At 40.0% G+C, this 24,629-nt stretch carries 25 protein-coding genes, 1 pseudogene and 1 riboswitch; of the genes and pseudogenes, 19 read left to right on the top strand and 7 right to left on the bottom strand.

Annotated features, from left to right (window positions below):
- The first annotated feature begins 60 nt into the window (after positions 1 to 60).
- Positions 61 to 969, top strand: coding sequence for a radical SAM protein (locus AC058W_RS06165; protein ID WP_118609283.1), 909 nt, complete (start codon positions 61 to 63; stop codon positions 967 to 969).
- 196 nt (positions 970 to 1,165) lie between these two features.
- Here AC058W_RS06165 and AC058W_RS06160 read toward each other — a convergent pair whose 3' ends face one another.
- Both AC058W_RS06160 and trkA read right to left on the bottom strand, forming a co-directional pair.
- Positions 1,166 to 2,605 carry a TrkH family potassium uptake protein gene (locus tag AC058W_RS06160; RefSeq protein ID WP_118609282.1) on the bottom strand — a complete coding sequence of 480 codons (1,440 nt, stop codon included), beginning with the start codon at positions 2,603 to 2,605 and terminating at the stop codon, positions 1,166 to 1,168.
- Between the two features lie 12 nt (positions 2,606 to 2,617).
- The gene (trkA, locus tag AC058W_RS06155) at positions 2,618 to 3,976 is read right to left on the bottom strand and encodes a Trk system potassium transporter TrkA (protein WP_118609281.1); all 1,359 of its coding nucleotides are present in this window, start codon (positions 3,974 to 3,976) and stop codon (positions 2,618 to 2,620) included.
- A gap of 304 nt (positions 3,977 to 4,280) precedes the next feature.
- Here trkA and AC058W_RS06150 point away from each other — a divergent pair, with 304 nt between their 5' ends.
- From AC058W_RS06150 to AC058W_RS06130, 5 genes are all read left to right on the top strand, one after another.
- Positions 4,281 to 4,619, top strand: a complete 339-nt coding sequence (locus AC058W_RS06150; RefSeq protein WP_479389828.1) for a spore coat associated protein CotJA — start codon at positions 4,281 to 4,283, stop codon at positions 4,617 to 4,619.
- Positions 4,616 to 4,891 carry a spore coat protein CotJB gene (locus tag AC058W_RS06145; RefSeq protein WP_117844079.1) on the top strand — a complete coding sequence of 92 codons (276 nt, stop codon included), beginning with the start codon at positions 4,616 to 4,618 and terminating at the stop codon, positions 4,889 to 4,891. Before AC058W_RS06150 ends, AC058W_RS06145 begins: the two co-directional genes overlap by 4 nt.
- 3 nt (positions 4,892 to 4,894) lie before the next feature.
- Complete coding sequence (locus AC058W_RS06140; RefSeq protein ID WP_119244386.1) at positions 4,895 to 5,524, top strand: manganese catalase family protein; 630 nt, start codon at positions 4,895 to 4,897, stop codon at positions 5,522 to 5,524.
- 125 nt (positions 5,525 to 5,649) lie between these two features.
- A complete protein-coding gene (locus AC058W_RS06135; RefSeq protein ID WP_479389827.1) occupies positions 5,650 to 6,450 on the top strand; it encodes an MBL fold metallo-hydrolase in 801 nt (266 codons plus the stop codon).
- 111 nt (positions 6,451 to 6,561) lie between these two features.
- Positions 6,562 to 6,867, top strand: coding sequence for a hypothetical protein (locus AC058W_RS06130; protein WP_479389826.1), 306 nt, complete (start codon positions 6,562 to 6,564; stop codon positions 6,865 to 6,867).
- A 72-nt stretch (positions 6,868 to 6,939) separates the two neighbouring features.
- On the opposite strand, the gene AC058W_RS06125 is transcribed toward AC058W_RS06130, so the two are convergent.
- A complete protein-coding gene (locus AC058W_RS06125; RefSeq protein ID WP_479389825.1) occupies positions 6,940 to 7,389 on the bottom strand; it encodes a DUF5684 domain-containing protein in 450 nt (149 codons plus the stop codon).
- A 361-nt stretch (positions 7,390 to 7,750) separates the two neighbouring features.
- Here AC058W_RS06125 and AC058W_RS06120 point away from each other — a divergent pair, with 361 nt between their 5' ends.
- Positions 7,751 to 7,891, top strand: a complete 141-nt coding sequence (locus tag AC058W_RS06120) for a hypothetical protein (RefSeq protein WP_022380037.1) — start codon at positions 7,751 to 7,753, stop codon at positions 7,889 to 7,891.
- Between the two features lie 198 nt (positions 7,892 to 8,089).
- Here AC058W_RS06120 and AC058W_RS06115 read toward each other — a convergent pair whose 3' ends face one another.
- Positions 8,090 to 8,569 carry a hypothetical protein gene (locus tag AC058W_RS06115; RefSeq protein ID WP_118330815.1) on the bottom strand — a complete coding sequence of 160 codons (480 nt, stop codon included), beginning with the start codon at positions 8,567 to 8,569 and terminating at the stop codon, positions 8,090 to 8,092.
- 131 nt (positions 8,570 to 8,700) lie between these two features.
- Positions 8,701 to 8,834, top strand: a riboswitch (FMN riboswitch).
- 155 nt (positions 8,835 to 8,989) lie between these two features.
- Between AC058W_RS06115 and AC058W_RS06110 the strand changes: the two genes are divergently transcribed.
- From AC058W_RS06110 to AC058W_RS06100, 3 genes are all read left to right on the top strand, one after another.
- Complete coding sequence (locus tag AC058W_RS06110; RefSeq protein WP_118572496.1) at positions 8,990 to 9,625, top strand: ECF transporter S component; 636 nt, start codon at positions 8,990 to 8,992, stop codon at positions 9,623 to 9,625.
- 215 nt (positions 9,626 to 9,840) lie between these two features.
- Complete coding sequence (locus AC058W_RS06105; RefSeq protein WP_479389824.1) at positions 9,841 to 10,455, top strand: NUDIX hydrolase; 615 nt, start codon at positions 9,841 to 9,843, stop codon at positions 10,453 to 10,455.
- Positions 10,456 to 10,595: 140 nt separating this feature from the next.
- Positions 10,596 to 11,930 carry an MATE family efflux transporter gene (locus AC058W_RS06100; protein WP_479389823.1) on the top strand — a complete coding sequence of 445 codons (1,335 nt, stop codon included), beginning with the start codon at positions 10,596 to 10,598 and terminating at the stop codon, positions 11,928 to 11,930.
- Between the two features lie 58 nt (positions 11,931 to 11,988).
- Here AC058W_RS06100 and AC058W_RS06095 read toward each other — a convergent pair whose 3' ends face one another.
- Entirely contained in the window at positions 11,989 to 13,329 is a 1,341-nt protein-coding gene (locus AC058W_RS06095; RefSeq protein WP_479389822.1) for an MATE family efflux transporter, read from the bottom strand.
- A 426-nt stretch (positions 13,330 to 13,755) separates the two neighbouring features.
- Between AC058W_RS06095 and AC058W_RS06090 the strand changes: the two genes are divergently transcribed.
- The 4 genes and pseudogenes from AC058W_RS06090 to AC058W_RS06075 all read left to right on the top strand — a co-directional run bounded on the left by AC058W_RS06090 (position 13,756) and on the right by AC058W_RS06075 (position 18,044).
- Positions 13,756 to 14,868 (top strand): ROK family transcriptional regulator, encoded by a 1,113-nt coding sequence (locus AC058W_RS06090; protein ID WP_119252887.1) that lies wholly within the window; start codon positions 13,756 to 13,758, stop codon positions 14,866 to 14,868.
- 342 nt (positions 14,869 to 15,210) lie between these two features.
- Entirely contained in the window at positions 15,211 to 16,239 is a 1,029-nt protein-coding gene (locus tag AC058W_RS06085) for a zinc-dependent alcohol dehydrogenase (RefSeq protein WP_008706353.1), read from the top strand.
- 162 nt (positions 16,240 to 16,401) lie between these two features.
- Positions 16,402 to 16,554, top strand: a pseudogene (locus AC058W_RS06080) (MFS transporter); the annotation flags it as partial.
- Between the two features lie 188 nt (positions 16,555 to 16,742).
- Positions 16,743 to 18,044 (top strand): MATE family efflux transporter, encoded by a 1,302-nt coding sequence (locus AC058W_RS06075; RefSeq protein WP_118136556.1) that lies wholly within the window; start codon positions 16,743 to 16,745, stop codon positions 18,042 to 18,044.
- Between the two features lie 34 nt (positions 18,045 to 18,078).
- Here AC058W_RS06075 and AC058W_RS06070 read toward each other — a convergent pair whose 3' ends face one another.
- Positions 18,079 to 18,606 (bottom strand): methylated-DNA--[protein]-cysteine S-methyltransferase, encoded by a 528-nt coding sequence (locus tag AC058W_RS06070; RefSeq protein WP_479389821.1) that lies wholly within the window; start codon positions 18,604 to 18,606, stop codon positions 18,079 to 18,081.
- A gap of 228 nt (positions 18,607 to 18,834) precedes the next feature.
- Between AC058W_RS06070 and AC058W_RS06065 the strand changes: the two genes are divergently transcribed.
- The 4 genes from AC058W_RS06065 to AC058W_RS06050 all read left to right on the top strand — a co-directional run bounded on the left by AC058W_RS06065 (position 18,835) and on the right by AC058W_RS06050 (position 21,424).
- Positions 18,835 to 19,653: a TrmH family RNA methyltransferase gene (locus AC058W_RS06065; RefSeq protein ID WP_117677150.1), complete on the top strand. Its 819-nt coding sequence runs from the start codon at positions 18,835 to 18,837 to the stop codon at positions 19,651 to 19,653.
- A 174-nt stretch (positions 19,654 to 19,827) separates the two neighbouring features.
- Positions 19,828 to 20,328 carry an RNA polymerase sigma factor gene (locus AC058W_RS06060; protein ID WP_117845683.1) on the top strand — a complete coding sequence of 167 codons (501 nt, stop codon included), beginning with the start codon at positions 19,828 to 19,830 and terminating at the stop codon, positions 20,326 to 20,328.
- Positions 20,329 to 20,354: 26 nt separating this feature from the next.
- Positions 20,355 to 20,561: a hypothetical protein gene (locus AC058W_RS06055; RefSeq protein WP_243009563.1), complete on the top strand. Its 207-nt coding sequence runs from the start codon at positions 20,355 to 20,357 to the stop codon at positions 20,559 to 20,561.
- Between the two features lie 179 nt (positions 20,562 to 20,740).
- Positions 20,741 to 21,424, top strand: a complete 684-nt coding sequence (locus tag AC058W_RS06050; protein ID WP_117845685.1) for a TIGR00266 family protein — start codon at positions 20,741 to 20,743, stop codon at positions 21,422 to 21,424.
- 175 nt (positions 21,425 to 21,599) lie between these two features.
- Here the strand turns inward: AC058W_RS06050 and AC058W_RS06045 are convergent, their stop codons facing one another.
- Positions 21,600 to 22,253 (bottom strand): TetR/AcrR family transcriptional regulator, encoded by a 654-nt coding sequence (locus tag AC058W_RS06045; protein ID WP_117845687.1) that lies wholly within the window; start codon positions 22,251 to 22,253, stop codon positions 21,600 to 21,602.
- A 295-nt stretch (positions 22,254 to 22,548) separates the two neighbouring features.
- Here AC058W_RS06045 and AC058W_RS06040 point away from each other — a divergent pair.
- The coding region (locus AC058W_RS06040; RefSeq protein WP_479389820.1) for an efflux RND transporter permease subunit at positions 22,549 to 24,629 on the top strand (2,081 nt) is incomplete at its 3' end.

The raw sequence follows: 24,629 nt of genomic DNA, 5'->3' as shown, positions 1-24,629 counted from the left end.
CATTGTCTGTTTGATGTAGTATACTTATTACGAGTATCATTACACAAAGGACGAGAGAATATGGAAATATTAAAAGATTGCTGCCTGTGTCCAAGAAAGTGTCATGCGGATCGGACAGCAGGAAAAACAGGATATTGCGGTATGGATCAGACTGTGCGCGTGGCAAGGGCTGCTCTGCATATGTGGGAAGAGCCTTGTATTTCTGGCAGAAGAGGTTCCGGGGCAGTCTTTTTTACAGGATGTAATCTGCGCTGCTGCTTTTGTCAGAATCGTGATATTGCCATTGGTGACAGTGGTCTTGAGATCACAATAAACAGACTGGCAGAGATATTTCTGGAACTTCAGGAGAAAGGAGCAGCCAATATAAATCTGGTGACAGGAACACATTATATTCCACAGATTATTGCCGCATTGAAAATTGCAAAGGAAAAGGGAATGAATCTTCCTGCTGTTTATAATTGCGGTGGATACGAGAGTGTAGAAGCATTGAAAATGCTGGAGGGATACATAGATGTATATCTGCCAGATTATAAATACGCGCAAAGTGAACTGGCACGAAAATATTCCCATGCGTCGGATTATCCACAAACAGCATTGCGTGCAATTGGTGAAATGCTACGACAGACAGGAAGTGCGCAGTTTGATGAGAATGGTTATATCCGGCGGGGAACGATTGTCCGACACCTTATATTGCCGGGACATACGAAGAATTCAAAAGAAGCGTTGACAGTTCTGCACCAGACATATGGAAACCAGATTTACATCAGTATCATGAATCAATATACACCAATTTTCAAACAAAAGGAGTATACGGAATTAAACAGGCGTGTGACAAAAAGAGAGTATGAAAAAGTTCTGGATTATGCGTTTGAAATTGGAATTGAAAACGGATTCTTTCAGGATGGGGAAACTGCCAGAGAGAGTTTCATTCCGGCATTTGATTATGAGGGAGTCGAAAAAAAACTGTAAAATAAAAAAACTCCCATAAATGGAAGGAGGCCGGTACTTTCGTACCGGCGCGTATGAAAAAGAAAAATATTTATAAGAAAGACTCATCGTCTTTCTAAACATTATTATATCTAATAAATGTGAAAAAAATGTGAACATAATGTAAAAAGAAAAAATATTTTCTCGATATAACTCGCACATCATAAAAAACAATGTATTAAAATTTCCTCCAAGTATCTCTTACAAATAATAACAGCAGTGGGAAGATCTCCAGACGTCCGGCAAGCATATCAAAAGTAAGGATAAGCTTTGAAAACCAGGAGAACATACAGAAGTTTCCGGTAGGTCCGACAAGCTCAAGACCAGGTCCGATGTTGTTAAAGGTTGCTGCGACTGCTGTAAAATTTGTGATCAGTTCAAAGTCATCAAAAGCAATCAGAAAAACAGATGATGAGAAGATCAGCACATACACAATAAAGAAAATATTCGTAGAACGAACGACTTCGTGAGGGATGGCTTTGCCATCCATTTTTATTTTCTTTACGGCGTTAGGATGCAGGAAAATATGCAGTTCCTTTCTGACAGTCTTGCACAGAATCAGGATTCTGGAAACTTTGAAACCACCACCTGTACTTCCGGCACAGGCACCGATAAACATCAGTATCACCAGAATCGTTCGTGAGATTTCCGGCCACATATTGAAATCAGTAGTTGCATATCCGGTCGTTGTGATAATAGAACCAACCTGGAAAGCTGCCTGCTGGAAGGCCCTGGTTGCACTGCCGAAAATATGGTAGATATTGCAGGTGATGATCAGAGTTGCAACGCCGATGATTCCAAAGTAATATCGTACTTCTTCCATTTTGAAAGCCTGGGCAAATTTTTTGGTGATAATAAAAAAGTATGCATTAAAGTTAACACCAAATAAGATCATGAATACAGTAATAACAACCTGCAGATAGGTGCTGTAACTTGCCATACTGTCATTCTTGATACCAAATCCACCGGTACCTGCTGTACCAAAAGCAGTACATATTGTATCAAAGAGCGGCATACCTCCGATCAGAAGTAAAACGATTTGAATAACAGTCATTACAAAGTAGATCGTGTACAGAATCTTAGCGGTTGACTGTACTTTCGGCGCAAGCTTGCTTACGGAAGGTCCAGGACTCTCTGCTTTCATCAGATTCATGTGATATCCACCGGTAAGTGGCAGAAGAGAGAGGATAAAAACAAGAACCCCCATTCCACCGATCCAGTGAGTGAAGCTTCGCCACATCAGCATACAATGAGGAAGTGCTTCCACATTACTCAGAATACTGGCTCCTGTTGTGGTAAATCCGGAAACAGTCTCAAATAAAGCATCCACAGGATTCGGAATACTGTGGCTGATCACAAAAGGAATCGCACCCATAATACTCAGAACGATCCAGCTTAACGCTACGGTTACGAAGCCTTCTTTTGTGTAAAATGCTTTACGTGTCGGTTTCTTGCGCGTGAGCGGAAATCCGATAGCCAGACAGAGAACGATCGTGATCAGAAAAGCAACTCCGGAAGTTTCTTGATAAATCAGGGCGGTAACTGCCGGAAGAAGCATAAAAGCTGCTTCAATCTTTAAAATCATCCCGATAATATAAATAATAATGGAATAGTTCATAATCCGGCTCCTTTATTTTTCCAGAATATCTGTAATATCACGCAGACCCTTGTGAGTAGTTACTATGATTACGGTATCTCCCACCTGAATTGTATCCTGTCCACGCGGAATCTTGACTTTTCCGTTTCGGTTCAGATATCCGACCAGAAGATTCTTTTTCAGGTTCAGTTCAGATAACGGAATGCCAACTACCGGTGAATTCTCGCGGATTGCAAATTCCAGTGCCTCTGCCTGATTATCAAGAATGTGGTAAAGGGTTTCGATATTACTTCCGATACTGTTCTGCATGGCACGCACATACTGCAGGATGTAATCAGCGGTAATATATTTAGGATAAATAACACTTCCAATATCAAGGTTATCAATCACATCATCAAAGGAAAGTCTGTTTACCTTTGCAACCAGTTTTGCCTTTGAAATTGTTTTGGCAAAAAGAGCCAGGAAAACATTTTCCTCATCCATGTTGGTGAGTGATACAAAAGCTTCTGCGCGTGCAAGACCTTCTTCCATAAGAAGAGAACGGTCAGTACCATCACCGTTGATGATCGTTGCCTCTGGAAGCAGGTCACTTAAGGTTTCGCAGCGAGCCTCATTCTTTTCGATAATCTTAACAGAAATGTTCATATCTAACAGAGCTTTTGTAAGGTAATAGGAAATAGTTCCTCCGCCAACGATGATCGCGTTCTTTACCTGATTGGTCTTAAGTCCTATTTTTTTGAAAAAAGCTGCGGCATTTACCGGTGATGCCAGAATAGAGACCATATCTCCATCATGGACAACATAATTACCACCCGGAATAGAAACGCGGTCGCGGCTCTCTACCGCACAGAACAGAACATCACATCTCAGAGTTTCGGTAATCCGTGAAATGGCCATGCCATCCAGATCGAATTCCGGAAGAACCTTGAATTTCAGCATTTCCACACGACCTCTGGCAAAGGTGTCGATCTTGATCGCAGATGGGAAACGCAGAAGACGGGAAATCTCCTGAGCAGCTGCGAGTTCCGGGTTGATGATCATAGTGACACCCAGACGTTTCTTAATAAAACTGATTTCCTTAGCATAAATAGGATTACGGACGCGGGCAATTGTGTGGCAGTGACCTGTTTTCTGCGCAATCAGACAGCACAGCAGATTCATCTCATCAGAGCCGGTTACTGCGATCAGAATATCGGCATTCTCAATTCCTGCTTCCATCAGAGTATTAATGCTGGCACCATTTCCGACGATTCCCATGGCATCAATATCATCCTGAAGAGAGTTGATTACGTTAGAAGAAATGTCTATCAGGGTAATATCAGATTCTTCTTCCTGAAGCTGTTCAGCCAGGGTACGCCCAACCTTACCGCACCCAACAATAATTATTTGCATAATTCCTCCAATAAGGGGGCTGTCACATAAACATTTATATGTGAAACAGCCCCGTTTATATCATATTTTTGTTCTTTTGTTGTTGCTAAAGCAAAGATACTATAGCACTGTTAGGGGTATTTGTAAATATGAAATTTTTGTGATTTATTGGTTACAGTTTATTCTGCAAAGATTGTTATTGTGAATGCAGCGAGCAACAATATTTGTTGTAATTACAAATTGTAATGGAGAACGGGTCACGAATTCAGAAATATGACATAAAATATAGAGTAAACAGACTTATAATTAATGAAAGGAAATGTTTATGGAGAATTATCACATGGGACGTTCATGCGGCCGGCCGTATAACAGAACCTGTGGCATGAACAGACCTCAGCCAGTAGACAGAAAAATGAATGATCAGGGATGTTCCTGTGAAAATAGAGAAAATGAAACCAGAGAGAGCTGTAATTGTATAATGCCTGGAAGTAACGGAAAAAGTCATGAAATGTTTTCTCATTTACAGCATCTGGAATCGGCAATGGCCTATGTACCATGTCAGAAATTTACTGAAAATTATCCTTTAAAATATGCACTGAGTGTGGGAACTGTTTTTCCACAGTTATGTAAGCCATTTTGCGGAAAGAGAGGTGCACGCAGATGAGGCAGAATTGTTCAAGACGGCAGATGCTGGAACGAATCGATCAGGTCAGCTTTGCTGTAAATGATATGCACTTATATCTCGATACACATCCCTGTGATGAAAAAGCACTTGTTTATTGCAGAGAACTTGTGCAGGAACGGAAAAAACTCTTAAAAGAATATGCTGAAATGTTTGGACCTCTCACTATTGACAGTACAGACCAAAGCGAAGAAACCATCTGGAAATGGATGGAACAGCCATTCCCATGGGAAAAGGAAGGAGCGTGCAGATAGTTTATGTGGAATTATGAAAAAAGACTTCAATATCCGGTAAATATCACACAGCCGAATGCAAAAATCGCACAGTATATCATGAGCCAGTATGGTGGTCCTGATGGCGAGATTGGTGCTTCTATGAGATATCTTTCCCAACGATTCACCATGCCAAACCGTATGGCGGCGGCAGTTCTTAATGATGTTGGCACGGAGGAATTGGCCCATTTGGAAATGGTATCTACTATCGTACACCAGCTTACCCGAGATCTCTCTATGGAAGAAATTGAGAAATCTGGATTCGGTCCGTATTATATTGATCATACTGTAGGAGTCTGGCCGCAGGCCGCAGGTGGAGTTCCATTTAATGCCTGTGAATTTCAGAGTAAAGGAGACCCTATTACTGATTTATTTGAGAATCTTGCAGCAGAACAGAAAGCCCGCTCTACTTATGATAATATTCTTCGGGTAGTACGGGATATGCCGGAAATTGCTGATCCGATTAAATTCTTACGTGCGCGCGAGGTGGTACATTTCCAGCGATTTGGTGAAGCACTTCGTTCTATTCAGGAAGAATTGGATGCAAAGAATTTCTACGCATTTAATCCTAGTTTTGATAATCCATGTGCTACATCTTGCGATGGATGCAAATAATCATATAAAAATTGCTATATACAAAGAAGAAAAGTGTTCCGTTTTTGAATGGAACACTTTTCTTTTATATGTTATACTACATGAGAAACAGAATTCAGATGAATAGCCAGGAGGTACTATATAAGATGAAGCTTACAATACTGGGAACCGGAAATGCAAAAGTAACGAAATGTTATAATACCTGTTTTACATTAAACGAGGATAAAGAATATTTTATGATAGATGGCGGCGGTGGAAGCACCATTTTGAAACAGTTGGAAGATGCCGGAATCAGCTGGAAGGATATCCGTACGATTTTTGTTACGCATAAACATATCGACCATCTGCTGGGAATTATCTGGATGCTCCGTATGTATTGCCAGGGAATGGCAAGAGGACAGTTTGATGGTGAAGTAGTAATCTACGGACATGACGAAGTGATCTGCCTTCTGAAGCAGATGTCCCAGATGCTTCTGACTGCAAAAGAAACCAAATACATTGGTGAGAAAGTACATCTGGAAGAAGTAAAAGATGGAGAAGAAAGAATGATTCTGGGACACAAGGTAATATTCTTTGATATTCTTTCTACAAAAGCAAAACAGTTCGGATTTTGCATGGAATATGCAGACGGAAAGAAACTGACCTGCTGTGGAGATGAGCCATATAATGAATGTGAACATAAATATGCAGTGAATAGTACCTGGCTTCTCCATGAGGCATTTTGTCTCTTTTCACAGGCAGATAAATTTAAACCTTATGAGAAACATCATTCCACAGTAAAGGATGCCTGTCAGCTCGCACAGGAACTGAATGTTGACAATCTGATTTTGTATCATACAGAAGATAAAAATATCTCCAGACGAAAAGAACTCTACACAGAGGAAGGAAAACCATATTATAAAGGAAATCTTTTTATCCCGGATGATCTGGAAACCTTTGAATTGTAATATAAACGGATAGTGAATTACAGCCCATACATTGCTGCATATTAAAAATGAAGTGATAATGCTACTAAGAAATACATCCCGCTGTTACTCGCAACGATCACAGGAAACATCATGTCAATGCCATTTCTGAAACTCCTTGACATCGACTTCCCGGAAAGTTTTGTAAAAGACTTCCAGGGACCGAAATTCGGTATCGAAGGAATCCGTAAATATCTTGGAGCAGAGAACAGACCGCTGTTAAACAACATGATCAAACCATGTACAGGATATACTCCTGAAGTTGGTACAAAACTGTTCTTCGAGGCGGCAGCAGGCGGACTTGAACCGATTTTTGACGGAGATGTGAGTAACAGGTATGAGGTGACTGATTTCTGCTGTGAAACGGTAAAAGAGTATTTTGATAACAGAACTTTATAATAGGCTGTAGCCTGTATGAGATGAAAAAATCCCCAGAACATAAGCTCTGAGGATTTTTTATTTAGCGGTTGTCTATTTATCTGCCCCATAATATCTGTCATCGCCGAAGCCAAGGATCAGCATGAAGATTGGCGGTAAGAAGATAAGGCCAATGGCGAATCCTGTGCCTCTGCCGAAGGCTCTTGCAAGCTTAATGCTGTACATAATACTGATGATGACAAGTATGATTTTGATCAGTATGACAAGCATGTAGACTGTTAAGCTTTCGCTTATTTCCAGAGTTCCCTGCAGATAAGAAGATATGATTCCCAGGATGAGAGTCAGCCAGAAATATGCGGGCTGCCATGCGATTTTATAAGAAATATAATCGCCATATATTGGAATAATACTTTTCCATCCGGCCTCTCCTGCTTTGGTAAAGATTCTCCAGTTGGCAATGATCTGCAGAAGCCACCATGCGAATGCAATCATCAGATACATACCGCCCAAGAGCATCAGACTACTGATAGCTATAAGTCCCATTTGTGTGTTCCCCCATTTCTTTTTGTGAGATATGATACATGTATCGTTGGTGTAGAAGCATAGTTGAGAACTATGTTTGTTCTCCTAAAGTATTTATGCTAAATCCATTAAAGCATATTCTCAGTAGTTCGTCAATTATCAAAGAAGATTGTAAATTTTATATTTGATAGCTGACTGTAAAGACCAAAGCTAATGTTCGGCTATAAGTGGGAAAACTATTGTTGCTGTGGCATAAAACATATACTGCCAGTGAATGAAAAGCTGATGAGAAAAGGGTATAATGAGTGTAATAAAGGATGAGTGAATTATAACAATCCTCTAAATGAATTACTGAAGATTGTACATAAGCGAGGTGAAAACTATGGCAGCAATACTTATGAACTACAAAATACCGGGATATTATATATTTTTCATTTGTCTGGCAGTGATTTCCTGTTTTTCTAATCCTGGAATGGTTGTATTAGCGGGCTGTAGGGTTGATAATATTGATCAGGCAGAGTAAAATTTTATCAATGAAGTGAGTCTCCTGCTTTAATATTACAAATATTCGCCTGACTTATGAAAAGTGCCTGATGAGATGAAAAGCTTCTCAGGGAGGGGGTTGCGAGAACAGAGAAAAAAGAATGGTTTCGGAAAAAATAATGACAAGTTAAACAAGAGCCGTAAAGTGGGAATTTCCAGCTTTGCGGCTTTTGTGGTATCATGAATTGAAAGACATCTCAACAACTTTTCCATTGGTTACCTTAATGCACAGACCTAATCCATTCATGCTTCTCATGGTAGACATGAAAGCGGACTTTGAGCAATATTCGTTGGGAGCTTCACCTCCGGAAAAATAGTATTTGGTCTTGGAAGTAAGTTTAAATGTATGTTTTCCGTATTTTATATATGCTTTTTTGTTTTGGCTGTTTAATACTCCGTTTTTGGAAGTATTAAATGACGCATACATTGTCAGAGTGTTCCCCTTACATATAGCCTTTCTTGTGCCTGACATATAGTATTTTGTGCCATTGGTTGTTATTGTTCCGCCTTTTTTTCCATTTATGCAGGTATTATAGTAGGTTGTACCTGACTTTCCGGTAGCTGCCTGCACATTTGAGAATCCCATGCAGCCGGTAACGAGGCAGATGGCAAGTATCAGTGTTAACATTTTCTGGAACTTCTTTGTCCATGTTTTCATATTGAAAACCTCCTTTCGTTTTCTGGATTTATTATAATAGCCTGGAAAAGCAAAGTCAATAGAGAAGCGTAATGGAATAGTTGTATTGACAATAGATATCTGTATGTAGTATAATCAGACGCAGATAAAAGAAAATTCTTCGGGGTTGTGGTGATCAGCATCAGCTGAGATTCCCTACCGGCGGTTATAGTCCGCGACCCGCTCAGGCGGCTGATCTGGTGGAATTCCAGGACCGACAGTATAGTCTGGATGAGAGAAGAACACGCGATATTTACCATACGTGCTCATTACCCCGGACATATAATCCGGGGTTTTTTATATGTTGAAGAAAATCTTCATTATATAAAAAGCTTGTGGAATTTTCTTTTAACAGGATATGAGACAGATCCATAAAGAATAATTTCAAAGGAGAGAAACAGTATGAGTGAACAGGTATTAAGAAATGGAAATGTGATGGCAAGGAGTAAGACGAGAACCATCACACAGATAGCCATGCTTGGTGCTATCGCAGGAATTTTAATGAATCTGGAGTTTCCGCTTCCTTTCCTGGCACCGAGTTTTTATCAGCTGGACTTTTCAGAAATCCCGGTACTGGTTGGCTCATTCGCAATGGGACCGATCGCAGGTGTACTGATCGAGCTGGTAAAGATTCTTGTGCATCTGGTAACAAAGGGATCTATGACAGCAGGTGTAGGCGATGTGGCAAACTTCATCTTTGGATGTACATTTGCAGTTCCGGCAGGTCTGATCTACCGTTACAAATCTGTTAAGAGCAGAAAACATGCAGTGATCGGAATGGCAACTGGAACCGTACTTACAGCAGTAGTTGCATGCTTTATCAATGCATTCGTGTTACTTCCGGCATACGGAAAGGCTTTTGGAATGCCGGTAGAAGCATTTATTGAAATGGGTAGCGCAGTACACAGCTCTGTAAATAATCTTCTTACATTTGCAGCAATGATCATTTTCCCATTCAATATATTTAAATATACACTGACATCTCTGATCGTATTCTTTATTTATAAGAGAATCCGTGTAGTTCTTAAGGGAGATTGATTTTATATCTGATAAAGAATAAATTGGCAGTCCAATAAAAAAGAAGAACAGTCGTATGATGAAAAATCTACGGCTGTTTTTCTTTTTGGCGGGTAAAAAATAATTACAGAAATTGTCAGACTGACTTAAAAAAGATACGATAATATGGTAAGATAAAGCAGACAATATAAACACCTGAATGTGAGGTTTATGAATAGCGAAAGGAAGTATCCATTATGGGACAGATACACAATATTGAGAAATTGACAGACTGTAAATTTTTAAACTTATATCATTTAAATGCAACAAGTGTCCATAACACTCCTGTGTCATATTTTGTGGCATCACGCGCGAAGAGTATTAACGAATTAAAAATAAAAACAGGTAAAAATACTCCGGATGGTGTAATTATTTACAGTCTTTACGGAGAGAAAAAAGACAGGGTTGTATTGGTACGTCAGTACAGATATGCAATCGGCGGATACATCTATGAATTCCCGGCAGGTCTGGTAGAACCGAACGAAGAATTCCATGAAGGTGCAGTAAGAGAAATGTATGAGGAAACAGGACTGAAATTCACACCTCTGAAAGTAAATCCTGCATTTGAGAAACCTTATTTCACAACGGTTGGCATGACAGATGAATCCTGCGCAAATGTTTACGGTTACGCGGAAGGTGAGATCAGTAAAGCGGCACAGGAGGATTCCGAAGAAATCGAAGTTGTGCTTGCTGACAGAGAAGAAGTAAAGAGAATCCTGAAAGAGGAAAATGTAGCGATCATGTGTGCATATCAGCTTATGCATTTCCTTCAGGATGAAGAACCTTTTGCATTTTTGAAGGAAGAACTTTAACCAAATCAAGCAAATAGCGAAGAGGATGATTTTATCTGCTTGATTAAGGAGAATTAAAGGATTAAACTAGAATCCTGAATATGATTCTGAAAATTGACTGATGAGTATCATTAATATTTTATACAGGAGCAAAAAAGATAATGGACGAGTGTAAACGAAGTTTACGAAAAGAAATAGTCAGGCTGGCACTTCCAATTGCACTTCAGCAGTTCATGACAGCCCTGGTCGGAGCATGTGATGCGATCATGCTGGGAAAGTTAAGTCAGGATGCCATGTCAGCTGTATCACTGGCCACACAGGTTACTTTTGTATTTAATCTGTTTATGTTTGCATTTATGGCAGGCGAGAATATGTTTGTGGCACAATATTATGGAAAAGGGGACTACAAAGGTATTTCCCAGGTGTTCAGCCTTGTAACAAAGATTTGCGGATGTATTGCAGTGGTATTTCTGGCAGGAGCCCTTTTCTTTCCGGAACAGATCATGAGAATCCTGACAAATGAGGAAACTCTGATCGTTCTGGGAAGTGAGTATTTAAGGGTGATTGGCATTTCCTATGTGTTTTCGGGAATTGCACAGACTTTTCTGGCAATCATGAAGAACTGTGGTGCAGTAAATATGAGTACCCTGATCAATGGGGTTATGGTAATTCTCAATATCGTATTGAATGCTGTTTTAATTTTTGGACTGTCCGGCTTCCCGAAAATGGGAATTAAAGGTGCTGCACTGGCAACCGTACTTGCAACAGTTGTGCAGTTCCTGTGGAGTGTTGGTTATGTATTGTGCAGGATCAGAGCTGTGAAATTCAGTCTCAGAAGCTGTGAAAAAAAGTTATTTGGCCGTTTCTGGCAGAAAGCCGTTCCGTTACTGATCAATAATCTTGCATGGGGAATAGGGTTTTCCATGTATTCTGTGATCATGGGACATCTGGGAACGGATGCCGTTGCCGCCAATGGAATAGCGAATATTTCCAAAAATCTTGTTGTATGCTTCTGCCTCGGACTTGGAAATGCAGGCAGTATCATAGTGGGAAACCGTCTTGGTGCAGACCGCCTGCAGGAAGCAAAGGAGGCAGGCGGAACACTTACCAGAACTGCGATTATTGCAGGAATTGTATCAGGCCTTGTCCTGATCGCCTTGTCCCCATTTATCACAAAAATGGTAGATCTCACCCCGACAGCCCGCGGATATCTGCAAAAAATGCTGCTGATCTGTTCCTATTATATTGCAGGAAAATCAGTAAACTGTATGACAATAGGCGGAATTTTCGCAGCAGGCGGAGACTCCAAATTTGGAATGTTGTGTGATTCCGTAACTTTGTGGTGCATCACCGTTCCTCTGGGATGCATCTGCGCATTTATCCTGAAACTGCCGGTTATGGTTGTCTACTTTGTACTCAATCTGGACGAGATTATTAAACTGCCGGTGGTTTATAAACATTATAAGAAATATAAATGGATTAAGAATCTTACATAATTTTACACGTTTCACAGGCACATATACCGGATATCCGGGACTATGTGCCTGTTTTGTTTTAATGATATTTATGCATCCGTGCATAATAACTGATGCATAAGATCACAGTGGCTCCGCTCCATGCTGCAATCTCTGCAAAGAAAATACCGTCCTGTCCGATGAAATGGGGAAGGATCAGTGCAGCACTGATACGCATGACAAATTCAGCCATACCACTTACCATAGGCATTAAGGTATCTCCCAGCCCCTGAAGTGCAGATCTGTACACGTACAGGAAGTACAAAACCCAAAGCATGGCAGCCATAATAGAGAGGTATTTAAAAGCAATTGCAAGTACCTGCTGTGTCTGCTGCGGTTCACCTGAGATGAAAAGTGAGAGAATATTTTTTCCAAATAAAAACATGGCAGCAGAAATGATCAGTGAGGTAAGCAGGGAAAGCAGCATACTGCTGCGGACGCCTTTTCTGATCCTGTCAATCTTTCTGGCTCCCAGATTCTGACCCACATAGGTAACGATGGCATATCCATAGGAAATAGCAGCCATTTCCAGCAGACCATAAAGTTTGTTTGTAGCTGTAAATCCTGCTACAAAAAGGAAACCGTAGCCATTGATCACATACTGGACTACCAGACCGCCCACACCGATGATGATATTCTGGAATACAACAGGAATACCAAGTTTCATCAGGCGGGCATTCATGCCGGAGGCAGGCATAAAATCTGCTCTGGTCAGATGAACGATATCAATTCTGCGTAAAATCAGGAAACAGTAAACAGCGGAGAAGCTCTGTGCGATCACAGTTGCGATTGCTGCTCCTGCCACACCCCATCCGAAGCCTGCCACAAAAAGGATGTCCAGTGAGACATTCAGCACAGATGCGATAATCATTGCGGTCAGCGGTGTTTTACTGTTTCCCATAGCCCTTAGGGCAGAGGCAAACATATTATAGGCTGCTGTGGCGGGGATTCCACAGAAAATGATGCGCAGATATAACAGAGACATTCCGATAATATTGGAAGGTGTATGCAGCCCTGTTAATACCAGCGAAGCAAATGACTGGCTGAGAATCAATACTCCGGCTGCGATGAATGTGGTTAGCCGGTAACTGTGAGCCAGAGATTTACGCAGATTTTCGAAATCCTTTGCCCCATAATACTGGGAGAGTTGAATAGAAAATCCCTGAGTGAGTCCTGTGGATATTCCTGTGACAACCCACATCAGAAAGTCAACAGCACCCAGTGCGGCAAGAGCCTCCACACCTGCAACCTGGCCAACAACCATGGTATCCACCATTGTATAAAGCTGCTGACAGATATTTCCCAGCATCAGGGGAATTGCAAAAAGAATGATCAACCGTCCCGGTGAACCGGAGGTCATATCCTGAATCTTGGTTTTCATTAGTATAAAAGTTCCTTTCCGGAGCATATTTGAAAAAGTTTAGAAATGATTATTCGAATATGCCCTGATATTTACATTAATAATTTGTAACTATTCAGTAGTCTGCTATCCCGCGAGGTGTTTTGGCACGTAAGTACCAAAATCCCGAGACATACAAGCCAAAATGCCATCACCGCAGGTGATTTTTAATGCATTTTGGCTCGTAACTGTGAAGGTACTGAACAGTTACGATAATTTTATATCATTAACATGAAAAATGAAATATAATATTTCATCAGGATGATATAAATTTATCTGTTATTGTAAGTCCCCCTGCTTCAATTGCAAAAAGCAACATACTCTGCAGAGACAATGGCTATTTACAAATATGACAATAACAGGTATCATTCTTTTATAAATACATTAATAAAAGAAGGTAGAAACAGAATGAGCGGACTGGAAAAGAAATTTGCCACGAAATCAAAAATCGTAAATTATATTATAAATAGAGAATCCACATCAAAAGTGGAAATATCCAAAGAACTGAATCTGAGTATGCCAACAGTTCTGTCTAATGTAAAAGATTTATTGGAAAAAGGTATCATAATAGAAATTGGAGAATATGAATCCACAGGAGGAAGAAAGGCTAAAAGTATTGGAATCAATCCATCCTATCGTTATGCAATGGGAATTGTGATCACTGCAAATCATCTGGGAATGGTGCTGGTAAATCTGAAGTATGAGATTGTGAAATCAGAGCGGATCCGTCTGAAATTTGTATCTGATATGTCATATTGCAGTCAGGTGGCAGATTATGCGGCGAAATTTCTGGATCATATGAATGATGCAGAACAGAAAGAAAAGCTTCTGGGTGTTGGAATCTCTATTCCGGGAATCATTAATCAGGAGCAGAAACTGGTGATAAAATCCCACGCACTGAAACTTGAAAACTATAGTCTCAGTTTCCTGGAACAGGCATTTTCTGTCCCGGTTTATTTTTCAAATGATGCCAATGCGGCAATGATGGCAGAAGATATGAACATCTATCAGAATGCAATTTACCTTTCGTTGAATCAGACTCTTGGCGGTGCATTTTGCATAGGGGGAAATTTGTTTTCCGGAGAAAATCAGAAGGCCGGAGAATTTGGACATATGATACTTGTACCTCAGGGTCGCAAGTGTTATTGTGGAAAATCAGGTTGTGCAGATGCTTATTGCGCTGCAGGCGCACTTGTTGGTGAGTCAAAGGATTCTGTGGAACAGTTTATGCAGCTGCTTCAAAACAATGATGAAAAGGCAGAGAAAAAATGGGAAGAGTATCTTGATTATCTTGCAGTTCTGATTTCAAATCTGCGCATGGCATATGATATGGATATCATTCTTGGAGGTGAAATGGGTGGATATCTCTCAGATTATATGATACCTCTTGGGGAAAAAGTAATGAAGTATAATGGATTTGATCATGATCTGAGATATCTGAAAAACTGTTCTTATAAGAAAGAAGCCTCAGCTGTAGGTGCAGCAAAGCATTTCTTGCAGGATTTTATCGGAAAGATATAGCCGATAGCATTCTTGAATCACTGATGATCTGCTGATATACCATATTAAACAAATATCTGAATATAAAAAATACCCTGATTACAACAAAGAAAGGTTGTGATCAGGGTATTTTGTTATTGTGCGGGAATTCAGCAGATAATTATGAGGAGTGTTATAGTAACATCTGCATAAAAATAAAATCTTTACTTTGTGCAACTGGTAGAAATGAGAAATATTTTTAAATGTTTATTGACAAATTTAGCGATTTGAATAATAATGTAATTACTTTAATAAAACATTTAATAAAAGTTAATAAATAACTAGAGGTTCAAAGTACATTCAACAAATAAGGAGGAAAATATTATGTTACAGCAGGTTATGACAAATCCAGGAGAAATTATTTTCAGAGAGGTTCCCGTACCAGAGATTAAAGACAACCAGGTTTTGGTTAAGATTATGAATATTGGTATCTGTGGTTCTGATATCCATGTATATCACGGAAAACATCCTTTTACAAAATATCCGGTAACCCAGGGACATGAAGTATCAGGAGAAGTGGTAAAAACAGGTGATGCAGTAACAGAATTTCATGTGGGACAGAAAGTAACAATTGAGCCACAGGTATATTGTGGACATTGTTATCCATGCCGTCACGGAAAATACAATCTCTGCGAAGAGCTGAAAGTAATGGGATTCCAGACAACAGGAACTGCATCCGAGTATTTTGCAGTTGATGCATCAAAAGTAACACCGATACCGGAAGATATGTCTTATGAAGAGGGCGCAATGATCGAGCCTCTGGCAGTAGCTGTTCATGGTGTTAAACAGATGGGCGATGTAACAGGAATGAATATTGTGGTGATAGGAGCCGGTCCGATCGGAAATCTGGTAGCGCAGTCTGCAAAAGGGATGGGAGCAGCTAAAGTTATGATCACAGATGTCAGTGATCTTCGTCTGGAAAAAGCAAAAGAGTGTGGAATTGACGTATGTGTCAACACAAGGAATAAAAATTTCGGGGAAGCAATGGTAGAAGCCTTTGGACCGGATAAGGCAGATGTTATCTATGACTGTGCAGGAAATAACATTACAATGGGACAGGCAATCAAGTATGCAAGAAAAGGAAGCGTGATTGTGCTGGTTGCAGTTTTTGCAGGAATGGCTGAGATCGATCTGGCAGTTGCAAATGATCATGAGCTTGATATCAAGAGCACAATGATGTACAGACATGATGATTATGTAGACGGAATCAGACTGGTGAATGAAGGAAAAGTGCATTTAAGACCGCTGATCTCTAAGACATTTGCATTTAAAGATTATCTGAAAGCATACCAGTACATTGACGATAACCGTGAGACTACAATGAAAGTGATTATCAATGTGCAGGAAAAATAAAATACCCTGCTGATCATACATAAGCATTATGTAAGACAAAGATATAATAAAAAAGACTGCTGTAGAGAAGACATGAGTAAACGGAAAGACGGAGGATGGCAGCAGTCTCTGCCCTGATGCTGTTTTCGAGATTTTGGGATGCGATCATTCCTGACTGCGTAGAATACGGCTGTACTCAGTATTATGAGACATTCCTTTACTACAATTCCGGGAATTTTATGGATAGTGACAGCAATTGTACTGTTTTTCTACCGTCTGAACAAAAAACGTTACAATGAAATTATAGAAGACCTGAAAAAAAACAGGATAAAATAAAGAGTGTCGTGAAGTGAATTGCGAATATCAACGGGTCTCCTTGAGCAGTGCTAGAAAATCTGCTTAAGGAGATTTTTATGTCTGGAGTTTTTGTGGTTGCATTTTTATTTTATATCAGTATAATGGTGGGATAAGTCTGCAGATGAAAGGAAGACAATGCTGACAATATAACGAAGGAGCGAAGTATTATGCTGAAAAGATTCACCAGATATGTAACCCAGAGTGTTGCCGGAATGATCGGGATTTCCGTTTATATTCTGGCAGATACTTTCTTTATATCTGTATATTCAGGTGCTGACGGACTGGCAATCCTGAACCTGATCCTGCCGGTTTATGGGCTGATCTATGCGATTGGGGCTATGATCGGGATTGGTTCCGCTACCAGGTATGCCATAAGCAGGGCAAAAGGAGAAAATACAGATTATTATTTCATACAGTCAGTAACCTGGAGCATACTGGCTGCAGTTCCATTTATGCTGATCGGAATTTTCATTCCGGACAAAGCATTGGCCTTGCTGGGTGCAGATGCCGGACTGATCGGACTTGGGCGAAACTACATGAGAATTATTCTGATCGCAACACCATTCTTCATGTCAAACTATACATTTACTGCATTTGCCAGAAATGATGGAGCGCCTTCTATTGCAATGATCGGTTCCATCAGTGGAAGTATTTTTAACATTATATTTGATTATATATTCATGTTTCCTGTCGGTCTGGGATTTTCCGGAGCAGGACTGGCTACTGCAATCTGTCCGATCGTAACAATGAGTGTCTGTACCACACACTACAGAAGCAGCAGAAACCATGTGGGATTTCATTGGAAAAAACCGTCATTCAGACACCTGATTTCCTGCTGCCAGCTGGGAGTTTCCGCATTCGTCGGTGAACTGTCTTACGGTGTGATCGCCATTGTATTTAACTTTCTAATCCTGGGAATCGCGGGAAATGTGGGTGTAGCAGCCTATGGAGTTGTGGCAAACCTTTCTATCGTGGCATTTGCAATTTTCAACGGTCTGGCTCAGGGAGCACAGCCCCTGATCAGTGAAAGCTACGGAAAAGTTCAGCTCACTCAGGTAAAAAAACTTCTGAAATGGAGCCTGCTCGTATGCCTTGCAGTAGAAGTAATGATCCAATTGATTATCTGGACAGCAACTGACTCGCTGATTGGCATTTTCAACAGTGAAAACAATGTTCAGTTATTAAATTATGCACACACAGGACTGCGTCTGTACTTCCTTGGATTTATAGTGGCAGGAATCAACATTGTACTGGTGGCATATTTCTCAGCAGTGGATGAACCGAAAATTGCGATTGTCGGTTCATTCCTGAGAGGAATTGTTGCCATTGTTATCTGCGCAGTTATACTTGCGAAATTATTTGGATTAAATGGAATCTGGCTCTCTCTGCTTGCAGCGGAGACAGTTACTTTTCTGACGATTCTGTTTCTGGCATATAAAGACAGAAGAAAAAGAATGGCAGTTGTCTGAATTTATAGCAAGTAAAGCAGAGAGCAGGATTTGGTTAAAATTCAGGAATTGTCCGGATAAAATCAGGCTGTTCAATATCAAGCAGTCTGATTTTCCGTTCAATCCCTCCGGCATAACCGGTAAGGCTTCCGTCTGAACCTATAACTCTGTGGCAGGGGACGATTACGGAAACCCGGTTATGTCCAACTGCACTGCCAACTGCCTGAGCAGACATAGTTTTCAGTCCACGTTTATCAGCTATTTTGCGGGCAATCTCGCCGTAAGTAACTGTCTGACCATAAGGGATCTCCAGTAAAATGTCCCACACTTCTCTCTGAAAATCTGTTCCGATCAAATGAAGCTTCGGCAGGAAATCCGGCTTCTGCCCACTAAAATAAATATCCAGCCAGCGCAGAGCATCTTTCAAAATACAGTTTTCTTTTTCCTCAAAAACAAAATCCCTGTGTCCTGGAAATTCTCCAAAATACTTCTGTCCCTCAAACCAGGCTCCCACAAGCCCAATATCATCAGCTTCCAACAGCATTTTTCCAAGTGGAGACAGATAATAAGTTCTGTAAATCATAATATTCACCCTCATAGAAAAATAAGTAATAATAGATAGCACTTGGCTTCTTATTGGTACAATTCATTATAAAATTTTCGCATGACAAAAGCAATAAAATCTCAGTTTATAAGTCTTGAGATTTTAACCGAATCAAATAAGTTACCTGATTCAACTGTGGAAAGAATTCTTGTATAAACTTCAAAACTGATGTAAGATAAGATTACTCAGTTTGGAGGTTTTATTTTTATGTGGAATGAAATAAAAGATTTCGCTGTGCCGGAACTGGATGTATATGCCAGAACATCTGAGGTGCAGCTTTTACGATATTATGAACCGGAACCGGGAATTTTTATTGCGGAGAGTCCGAAAGTAATTGAGCGAGCTCTGAAAGCAGGATATCAGCCAATCTCTTTTCTGGTGGAGCATAAAGACCTGGAAGGAGAGGCACAGGAAATCCTGAAACAATATCCGGATGTGCCGGTCTATACTGCGGAATATGAACTGTTGGTCAAGCTGACCGGGTTTGCTCTTACTCGGGGAATGCTCTGCGCAATGCGCAGAAATCCACTGCCATCTGTAGAGGAAATCTGCAGAAATGCCAGCCGCATAGCAGTTCTTGAAAATGTTGTAAATCCTACAAACATCGGAGCTATTTTCCGGTCAGCAGCAGCTCTCCATATGGATGCAGTACTTCTGACCAGCGGATGCAGTGATCCGCTTTACCGACGTGCAGCCAGAGTAAGCATGGGAACCGTATTCCAGATTCCCTGGACATACTTTAATAAAAAAAATGTATGGCCACAGGATGGAATGCAGACTCTGCAAAATTTGGGATTCAAAACAGCTGCAATGGCTTTGCGTGATGATTCTGTAGGAATTGATGACAAAGCACTCCGTTCAGAAGAAAAACTGGCAGTCATTCTCGGAACAGAAGGTGACGGCCTTGCATCACAGACCATCGCAGACTGCGATTATACAGTAAAGATACCAATGTCCCACGGAGTAGATTCGTTGAATGTGGCAGCGGCAAGTGCAGTGGCATTCTGGGAGCTGGGACACAGGTAAAGCTCATAATTCCGGAAAAGGAACAGTTTATTGAGAGTATACAGAATTTAACACGAGTTCTGTATACTTTTTTTTATAAAAAATGAAACTTTTTGTTCTTTGACAGGATATATAAGAATGTAAAGGTTAAAAGCTTTTAATTTTTGAAAGTATTAAAAAGAAAGTAGGATTGATATGACAGATGAAGCAGAGCTTTTGCAACGTCTCAGGAACAGAGAAAAAAACTCAATAGATGAAGCAATCCAAATTTATACGCCATATTTGAGTACTGTTTTGTATCATATGGCCGGCAATTCACTGCCGAAAGAGGATATTGAAGAAATTGTGGCAGATGTGTTTGTTATACTCTGGAAGAATGCTGAAAGGATAGATTTGCAGAAAGGTACATTACGGTCATATCTTGCTGCTGTTGCCCGAAATTTTGCTCTGAAACGGATAAACAGAAAAACGGATCATATAGTTCTTGAAGATATTGAACTGTCAGATGGCAAAGATTTCATTGAAGAGAATTTTCACAATAATTATGTATGGGAAACAGTTATGAGCCTTGGCGAACCTGACAGCGAGATTTTTGTAAGGTGGTATAAATTTGATGAAAAAATCAAGGACATTTCAAAAGCAATGGGGCTTAATATTTCTACAGTGGAACAAATATGTATTATGTACATTATATAAATAAATTGGTATCGGATGATTACGAATTGACAGAACAAGATAAAAAAGACCAGGCCAGTGGAAAAGTTGTATTCAGTTACGATGACAGCGCTTCTCAGATTGTAGTCAGTCAGGTTCAAAGCGTTAACTGGAATAAAGATGGCATCCAGTATGATTTGCTTCAAATAGATGGAAAATTATCTGCCGGTGAACTTGCAGATATGGCGAAAGAAGTTATTAATAACGGAAGATAAAGAAAAAAGATGGTGAATTCAGTCCGGTTCACCATCTTTTTGTAATTGTTGTGAAAATACCTGTATCGCAGCTGATGTATAATATGTTATAATTAATAGAAAAAGATGCAGGTAAAATTATATTTTATTCAGACATCAAGATGTATAATCCACACGGAATGGAAAGGAGCGGTAAATATATGAAATATGAAATTAAAGGTGATACACTCCCAGTTGTAATCTGCTATCTGGACAATGGTGAAAAGGTTGTGACAGAGGGCGGCGGAATGTCCTGGATGTCACCAAATATGAAGATGGAGACAACCTCCAATGGCGGAATCGGAAAGATGTTTGGGCGTATGTTCTCCGGGGAAAAAATGTTCCAGAATATCTATACAGCAGTCGGTGGAAATGGAATGATCGCATTTGCATCCTGTTTCCCAGGATCTATCCGTGCGTTTGATATTACACCGGGAAATGAGATCATCGCACAGAAATCAGCTTTTCTTGCCAGCGAAGCCAGCGTAGACTGTTCTGTACATTTCAGTAAAAAATTCAGTGCAGGTCTTTTTGGTGGTGAGGGATTTATCATGCAGAAATTTTCCGGAAACGGAACACTGTTTGCCGAGTTTGATGGACATGTTGTAGAATATGAATTAAAAGAAGGTCAGAAGATCGTAGTTGATACCGGACATCTTGCCGCAATGAGTGCCGGCTGTAAGATGGAAATCGTGACAGTTCCGGGAGTAAAGAATATGCTTTTCGGTGGAGAAGGGGTATTTAATACAGAAATTACAGGTCCTGGTCATGTATGGCTTCAGACCATGCCAATCAGTAATGTGGCAGGAGTTCTCAGACAGTATATGCCGTCGAGTAATAACTAAAAAACAAAAAACATTAGTGTGCCGACAAGTTGATTCTTGAAACAATCTTGCAGATGAAGAAATAAAAGTAAAACCTCCGAATATTCAGAGAAAAAATCTGAATATTCGGAGGTTTTTATATTGTGATGTCAGAGTCAAAAGACTCTGAGCTCCTGGATTCACGGTTTTATAGTTATTATGCAGTATGATCAACAGAAGCCACAGGTGGTAAAGTAGAGCATAAAGTATTATCCTGGGAAAAGGTTTTCATGATGCCTGAGATTGTCTTATGCAGATATGGACGATATTCTGTCATGGATACTGGCTGCTGATACAGAATACAACTATAACAGGTAGACCCTACCAGTTCAATAATTGTAAATAGAAGCAACTCCGGATTCTTATAATGAAGCCCATTCTGAGCCAGCATATCCAGATATGACTGATAGAAATTGTATTCGTCATCCGGCATCTTCTCTTCAAAAGCACCCTTAAATACACCCCAGGCAAGATTCTTCGAAATAAAAAGCAGAAGAGTGCGGTCCTGATCAAGTGCTGTCAGGATAAAATCTACAATAAAATGTACCTGCTCGTCAAACTGTGTGATATGCGCATCCTGCAAAGCTTCATGTGCGCGGAAAAACAGTTCTCCTGTTTTATGGGAAACGAGCTTATTGCGAATATCATATTTATCTTTAAAATAGAGATAAAAAGTACCCTTGGCTACACCTGCCTGATTTACGATATCTGAAATCGTAGTCTTTGTGAGTCCCTTTGTAGTAAATAACTCAAAAGCGGTGTTAAACAGAGCATCCTTTTTCTTCTTTTTATTTAGCTCCAGTTTTCCCATTACAGTTTTTCCTTCTTTCTTCAAAGAGTTCATACTTTTATTTTAAACAAAAATGACTAAAAGTCAATATTGGATTTTGGATAATGAAAGCAAAAAAATGATAGAACCATAATCGGGCAATAGAAAGAAAAATACTGTCTATTTATTTGTCGAAAAAATTTAGACAAATTGTGAAGAATGATTATTGACTACCAGTCATTTTTGGTATATAACATTCCATGAAATAAAAAATGACTGTTGGTCATAGAATGATTAAACAGTATCAATAAGAAATAAAAAGGAAAAGGAGAATAAAATGATTAAGGTAGGAAAGTGGATTGCAAAACACAAAATACTGATCATTATCATCGGGATTATCTTACTGATTCCGGCATATCTCGGTATGGCTGCAACCAAAATCAATTACGATGTATTAAGTTATCTGCCAGACACCCTTGAGACCGTTGAGGGACAGGATATCATGGTAGACCAGTTTGGAATGGGAGCGTTCTCCATGATAGTTGTGGAGGACATGGAGCTTAAGGACGTAGCTGCTTTAAAAGAAAAGGTTGAAGCAGTTGATCATGTCAAGAAAGTATTATGGTATGACAGTGTTCTGGATGTTTCCGTTCCTGTTGAAATGCTTCCGAAAGATTTAAGAGAGGCATTCTTTAATGGAAATGCGACAATGATGATCGCATTGTTTGACAATACAACATCATCTGAAACTTCCATGGATGCTGTAACAGAGATCCGTAAGATTACTTCAAAGGATTGTTTCGTCAGTGGAATGACAGGTATTGTTACTGATATCAAACAGATTGCACTGAAAGAAATGCCAATCTATGTTGTGATTGCATCCTGTCTTTCTCTGGTAGTCCTGCTTCTTGCAATGGATTCCCTGGTTGTGCCGGTGCTTTTCCTGCTTTGCATAGGTGTAGCAGTTTTATATAACCTCGGAAGTAATATTTTCCTGGGCCAGATTTCCTATATCACACAGGCTCTGACAGCGGTTCTTCAGTTAGGCGTTACAATGGACTATTCTATTTTCCTGCTGAACAGTTATGAGGAAAATAAGAAACGATTTGAAGGGGATAAAGAGAGAGCGATGGCGCATGCCATCAATGCAACTTTCAAATCTGTAATCGGAAGTTCCATTACCACAGTGGCCGGATTTATTGCACTTTGTTTTATGACTTTCTCACTTGGACGAGATATGGGTATCGTTATGGCAAAAGGTGTTGTGATCGGTGTTTTCTGTTGTGTAACATTGCTTCCGGCATTAGTACTCACTTTTGATAAAGCAATTGAGAAGACAACACATAAGCCATTACTTCCAAGCTTCGATAAAGCATCTGCATTTATCACAAAGCATTATAAAATATGGCTGATCATTTTTCTGGTAATGCTCTTCCCGGCAATCCATGGAAATAATAATTTAAAGAACTACTATAACATTGATAAGTCACTTCCGGCTACTCTGGACAGTAACGTGGCGAATGCAAAGCTTCAGGAAACTTTTGATATGAACAATGTTCATATGGTCTTATTAAAGAAAGGACTTACATCAAAAGAAAAAACAGAAATGCTCAACCAGATCAAAGATGTTGACGGAGTAAAATGGGCCCTTGGAATGGATTCCTTCGTAGGTGCTGCATTCCCGGATACCATGATTCCGAGTGATTTGAAGAAGATGCTCGAGAGTGATGAATATGAGATGGAGTTCATCTGTTCCCAGTATAAGACAGCGACAGACGAGGTAAATAATCAGATTGATGAGATTCAGAAGATTGTAAAGAGCTACAGTCCGGAATCTATGGTAATCGGTGAGGCACCTCTGACAAAAGATCTGCAGGATGTTACAGATGTAGACTTAAAGACAGTAAATACAATCTCAATCCTGGCAATCTTTATCATTATTATGGTTGTGTTTAAATCTATTTCACTTCCATTTATCCTGGTTGCAGTTATTGAATTTGCAATTTTCGTCAATATGTCTGTTCCATATTATCAGGGAAAAGAAGTTGTATTCGTAGCAAGTATCGTTATCGGATGTATCCAGCTGGGCGCAACAGTTGACTATGCAATCCTGATGACCAGCAGGTATCAGAAAGAACGTGGACTTGGAAAGAATAAAAAAGAAGCGATTGCCATTGCGCATAAGACATCCATGAAGTCAATCGTAATCAGTGGATGCAGTTTCTTTGCAGCGACCTTTGGCGTTGGTCTTTATACACAGGTCGATATGATCGGAAGTATCACAAACCTGCTTTCACGAGGAGCGGTTATCAGTACACTGGTTGTATTGTTGATCCTGCCGGCTATGTTTATGATATTTGATCCACTCATCTGCCACACATCCATTGGATTTGTCAAGAAGAAAAACGCAGAAGAGAA

The sequence above is a fragment of the Blautia sp. CGZ-1-C1 genome, assembly GCF_056504575.1.
The sequence above is the reverse complement of the archived record's forward strand: the minus strand, read 5'-3'. Positions and strand labels throughout refer to the sequence as shown.

Bases quoted from the DNA above. Each gene is read 5' to 3' on its own strand.
- AC058W_RS06165 (WP_118609283.1), top strand. From the start codon at position 61: ATGGAAATATTAAAAGATTGCTGCCTGTGTCCAAGAAAGTGTCATGCG.
- AC058W_RS06160 (WP_118609282.1), bottom strand. From the start codon at position 2,605: ATGAACTATTCCATTATTATTTATATTATCGGGATGATTTTAAAGATT.
- trkA (WP_118609281.1), bottom strand. From the start codon at position 3,976: ATGCAAATAATTATTGTTGGGTGCGGTAAGGTTGGGCGTACCCTGGCT.
- AC058W_RS06150 (WP_479389828.1), top strand. From the start codon at position 4,281: ATGGAGAATTATCACATGGGACGTTCATGCGGCCGGCCGTATAACAGA.
- AC058W_RS06145 (WP_117844079.1), top strand. From the start codon at position 4,616: ATGAGGCAGAATTGTTCAAGACGGCAGATGCTGGAACGAATCGATCAG.
- AC058W_RS06140 (WP_119244386.1), top strand. From the start codon at position 4,895: ATGTGGAATTATGAAAAAAGACTTCAATATCCGGTAAATATCACACAG.
- AC058W_RS06135 (WP_479389827.1), top strand. From the start codon at position 5,650: ATGAAGCTTACAATACTGGGAACCGGAAATGCAAAAGTAACGAAATGT.
- AC058W_RS06130 (WP_479389826.1), top strand. From the start codon at position 6,562: ATGTCAATGCCATTTCTGAAACTCCTTGACATCGACTTCCCGGAAAGT.
- AC058W_RS06125 (WP_479389825.1), bottom strand. From the start codon at position 7,389: ATGGGACTTATAGCTATCAGTAGTCTGATGCTCTTGGGCGGTATGTAT.
- AC058W_RS06120 (WP_022380037.1), top strand. From the start codon at position 7,751: ATGGCAGCAATACTTATGAACTACAAAATACCGGGATATTATATATTT.
- AC058W_RS06115 (WP_118330815.1), bottom strand. From the start codon at position 8,569: ATGAAAACATGGACAAAGAAGTTCCAGAAAATGTTAACACTGATACTT.
- AC058W_RS06110 (WP_118572496.1), top strand. From the start codon at position 8,990: ATGAGTGAACAGGTATTAAGAAATGGAAATGTGATGGCAAGGAGTAAG.
- AC058W_RS06105 (WP_479389824.1), top strand. From the start codon at position 9,841: ATGGGACAGATACACAATATTGAGAAATTGACAGACTGTAAATTTTTA.
- AC058W_RS06100 (WP_479389823.1), top strand. From the start codon at position 10,596: ATGGACGAGTGTAAACGAAGTTTACGAAAAGAAATAGTCAGGCTGGCA.
- AC058W_RS06095 (WP_479389822.1), bottom strand. From the start codon at position 13,329: ATGAAAACCAAGATTCAGGATATGACCTCCGGTTCACCGGGACGGTTG.
- AC058W_RS06090 (WP_119252887.1), top strand. From the start codon at position 13,756: ATGAGCGGACTGGAAAAGAAATTTGCCACGAAATCAAAAATCGTAAAT.
- AC058W_RS06085 (WP_008706353.1), top strand. From the start codon at position 15,211: ATGTTACAGCAGGTTATGACAAATCCAGGAGAAATTATTTTCAGAGAG.
- AC058W_RS06075 (WP_118136556.1), top strand. From the start codon at position 16,743: ATGCTGAAAAGATTCACCAGATATGTAACCCAGAGTGTTGCCGGAATG.
- AC058W_RS06070 (WP_479389821.1), bottom strand. From the start codon at position 18,606: ATGATTTACAGAACTTATTATCTGTCTCCACTTGGAAAAATGCTGTTG.
- AC058W_RS06065 (WP_117677150.1), top strand. From the start codon at position 18,835: ATGTGGAATGAAATAAAAGATTTCGCTGTGCCGGAACTGGATGTATAT.
- AC058W_RS06060 (WP_117845683.1), top strand. From the start codon at position 19,828: ATGACAGATGAAGCAGAGCTTTTGCAACGTCTCAGGAACAGAGAAAAA.
- AC058W_RS06050 (WP_117845685.1), top strand. From the start codon at position 20,741: ATGAAATATGAAATTAAAGGTGATACACTCCCAGTTGTAATCTGCTAT.
- AC058W_RS06045 (WP_117845687.1), bottom strand. From the start codon at position 22,253: ATGGGAAAACTGGAGCTAAATAAAAAGAAGAAAAAGGATGCTCTGTTT.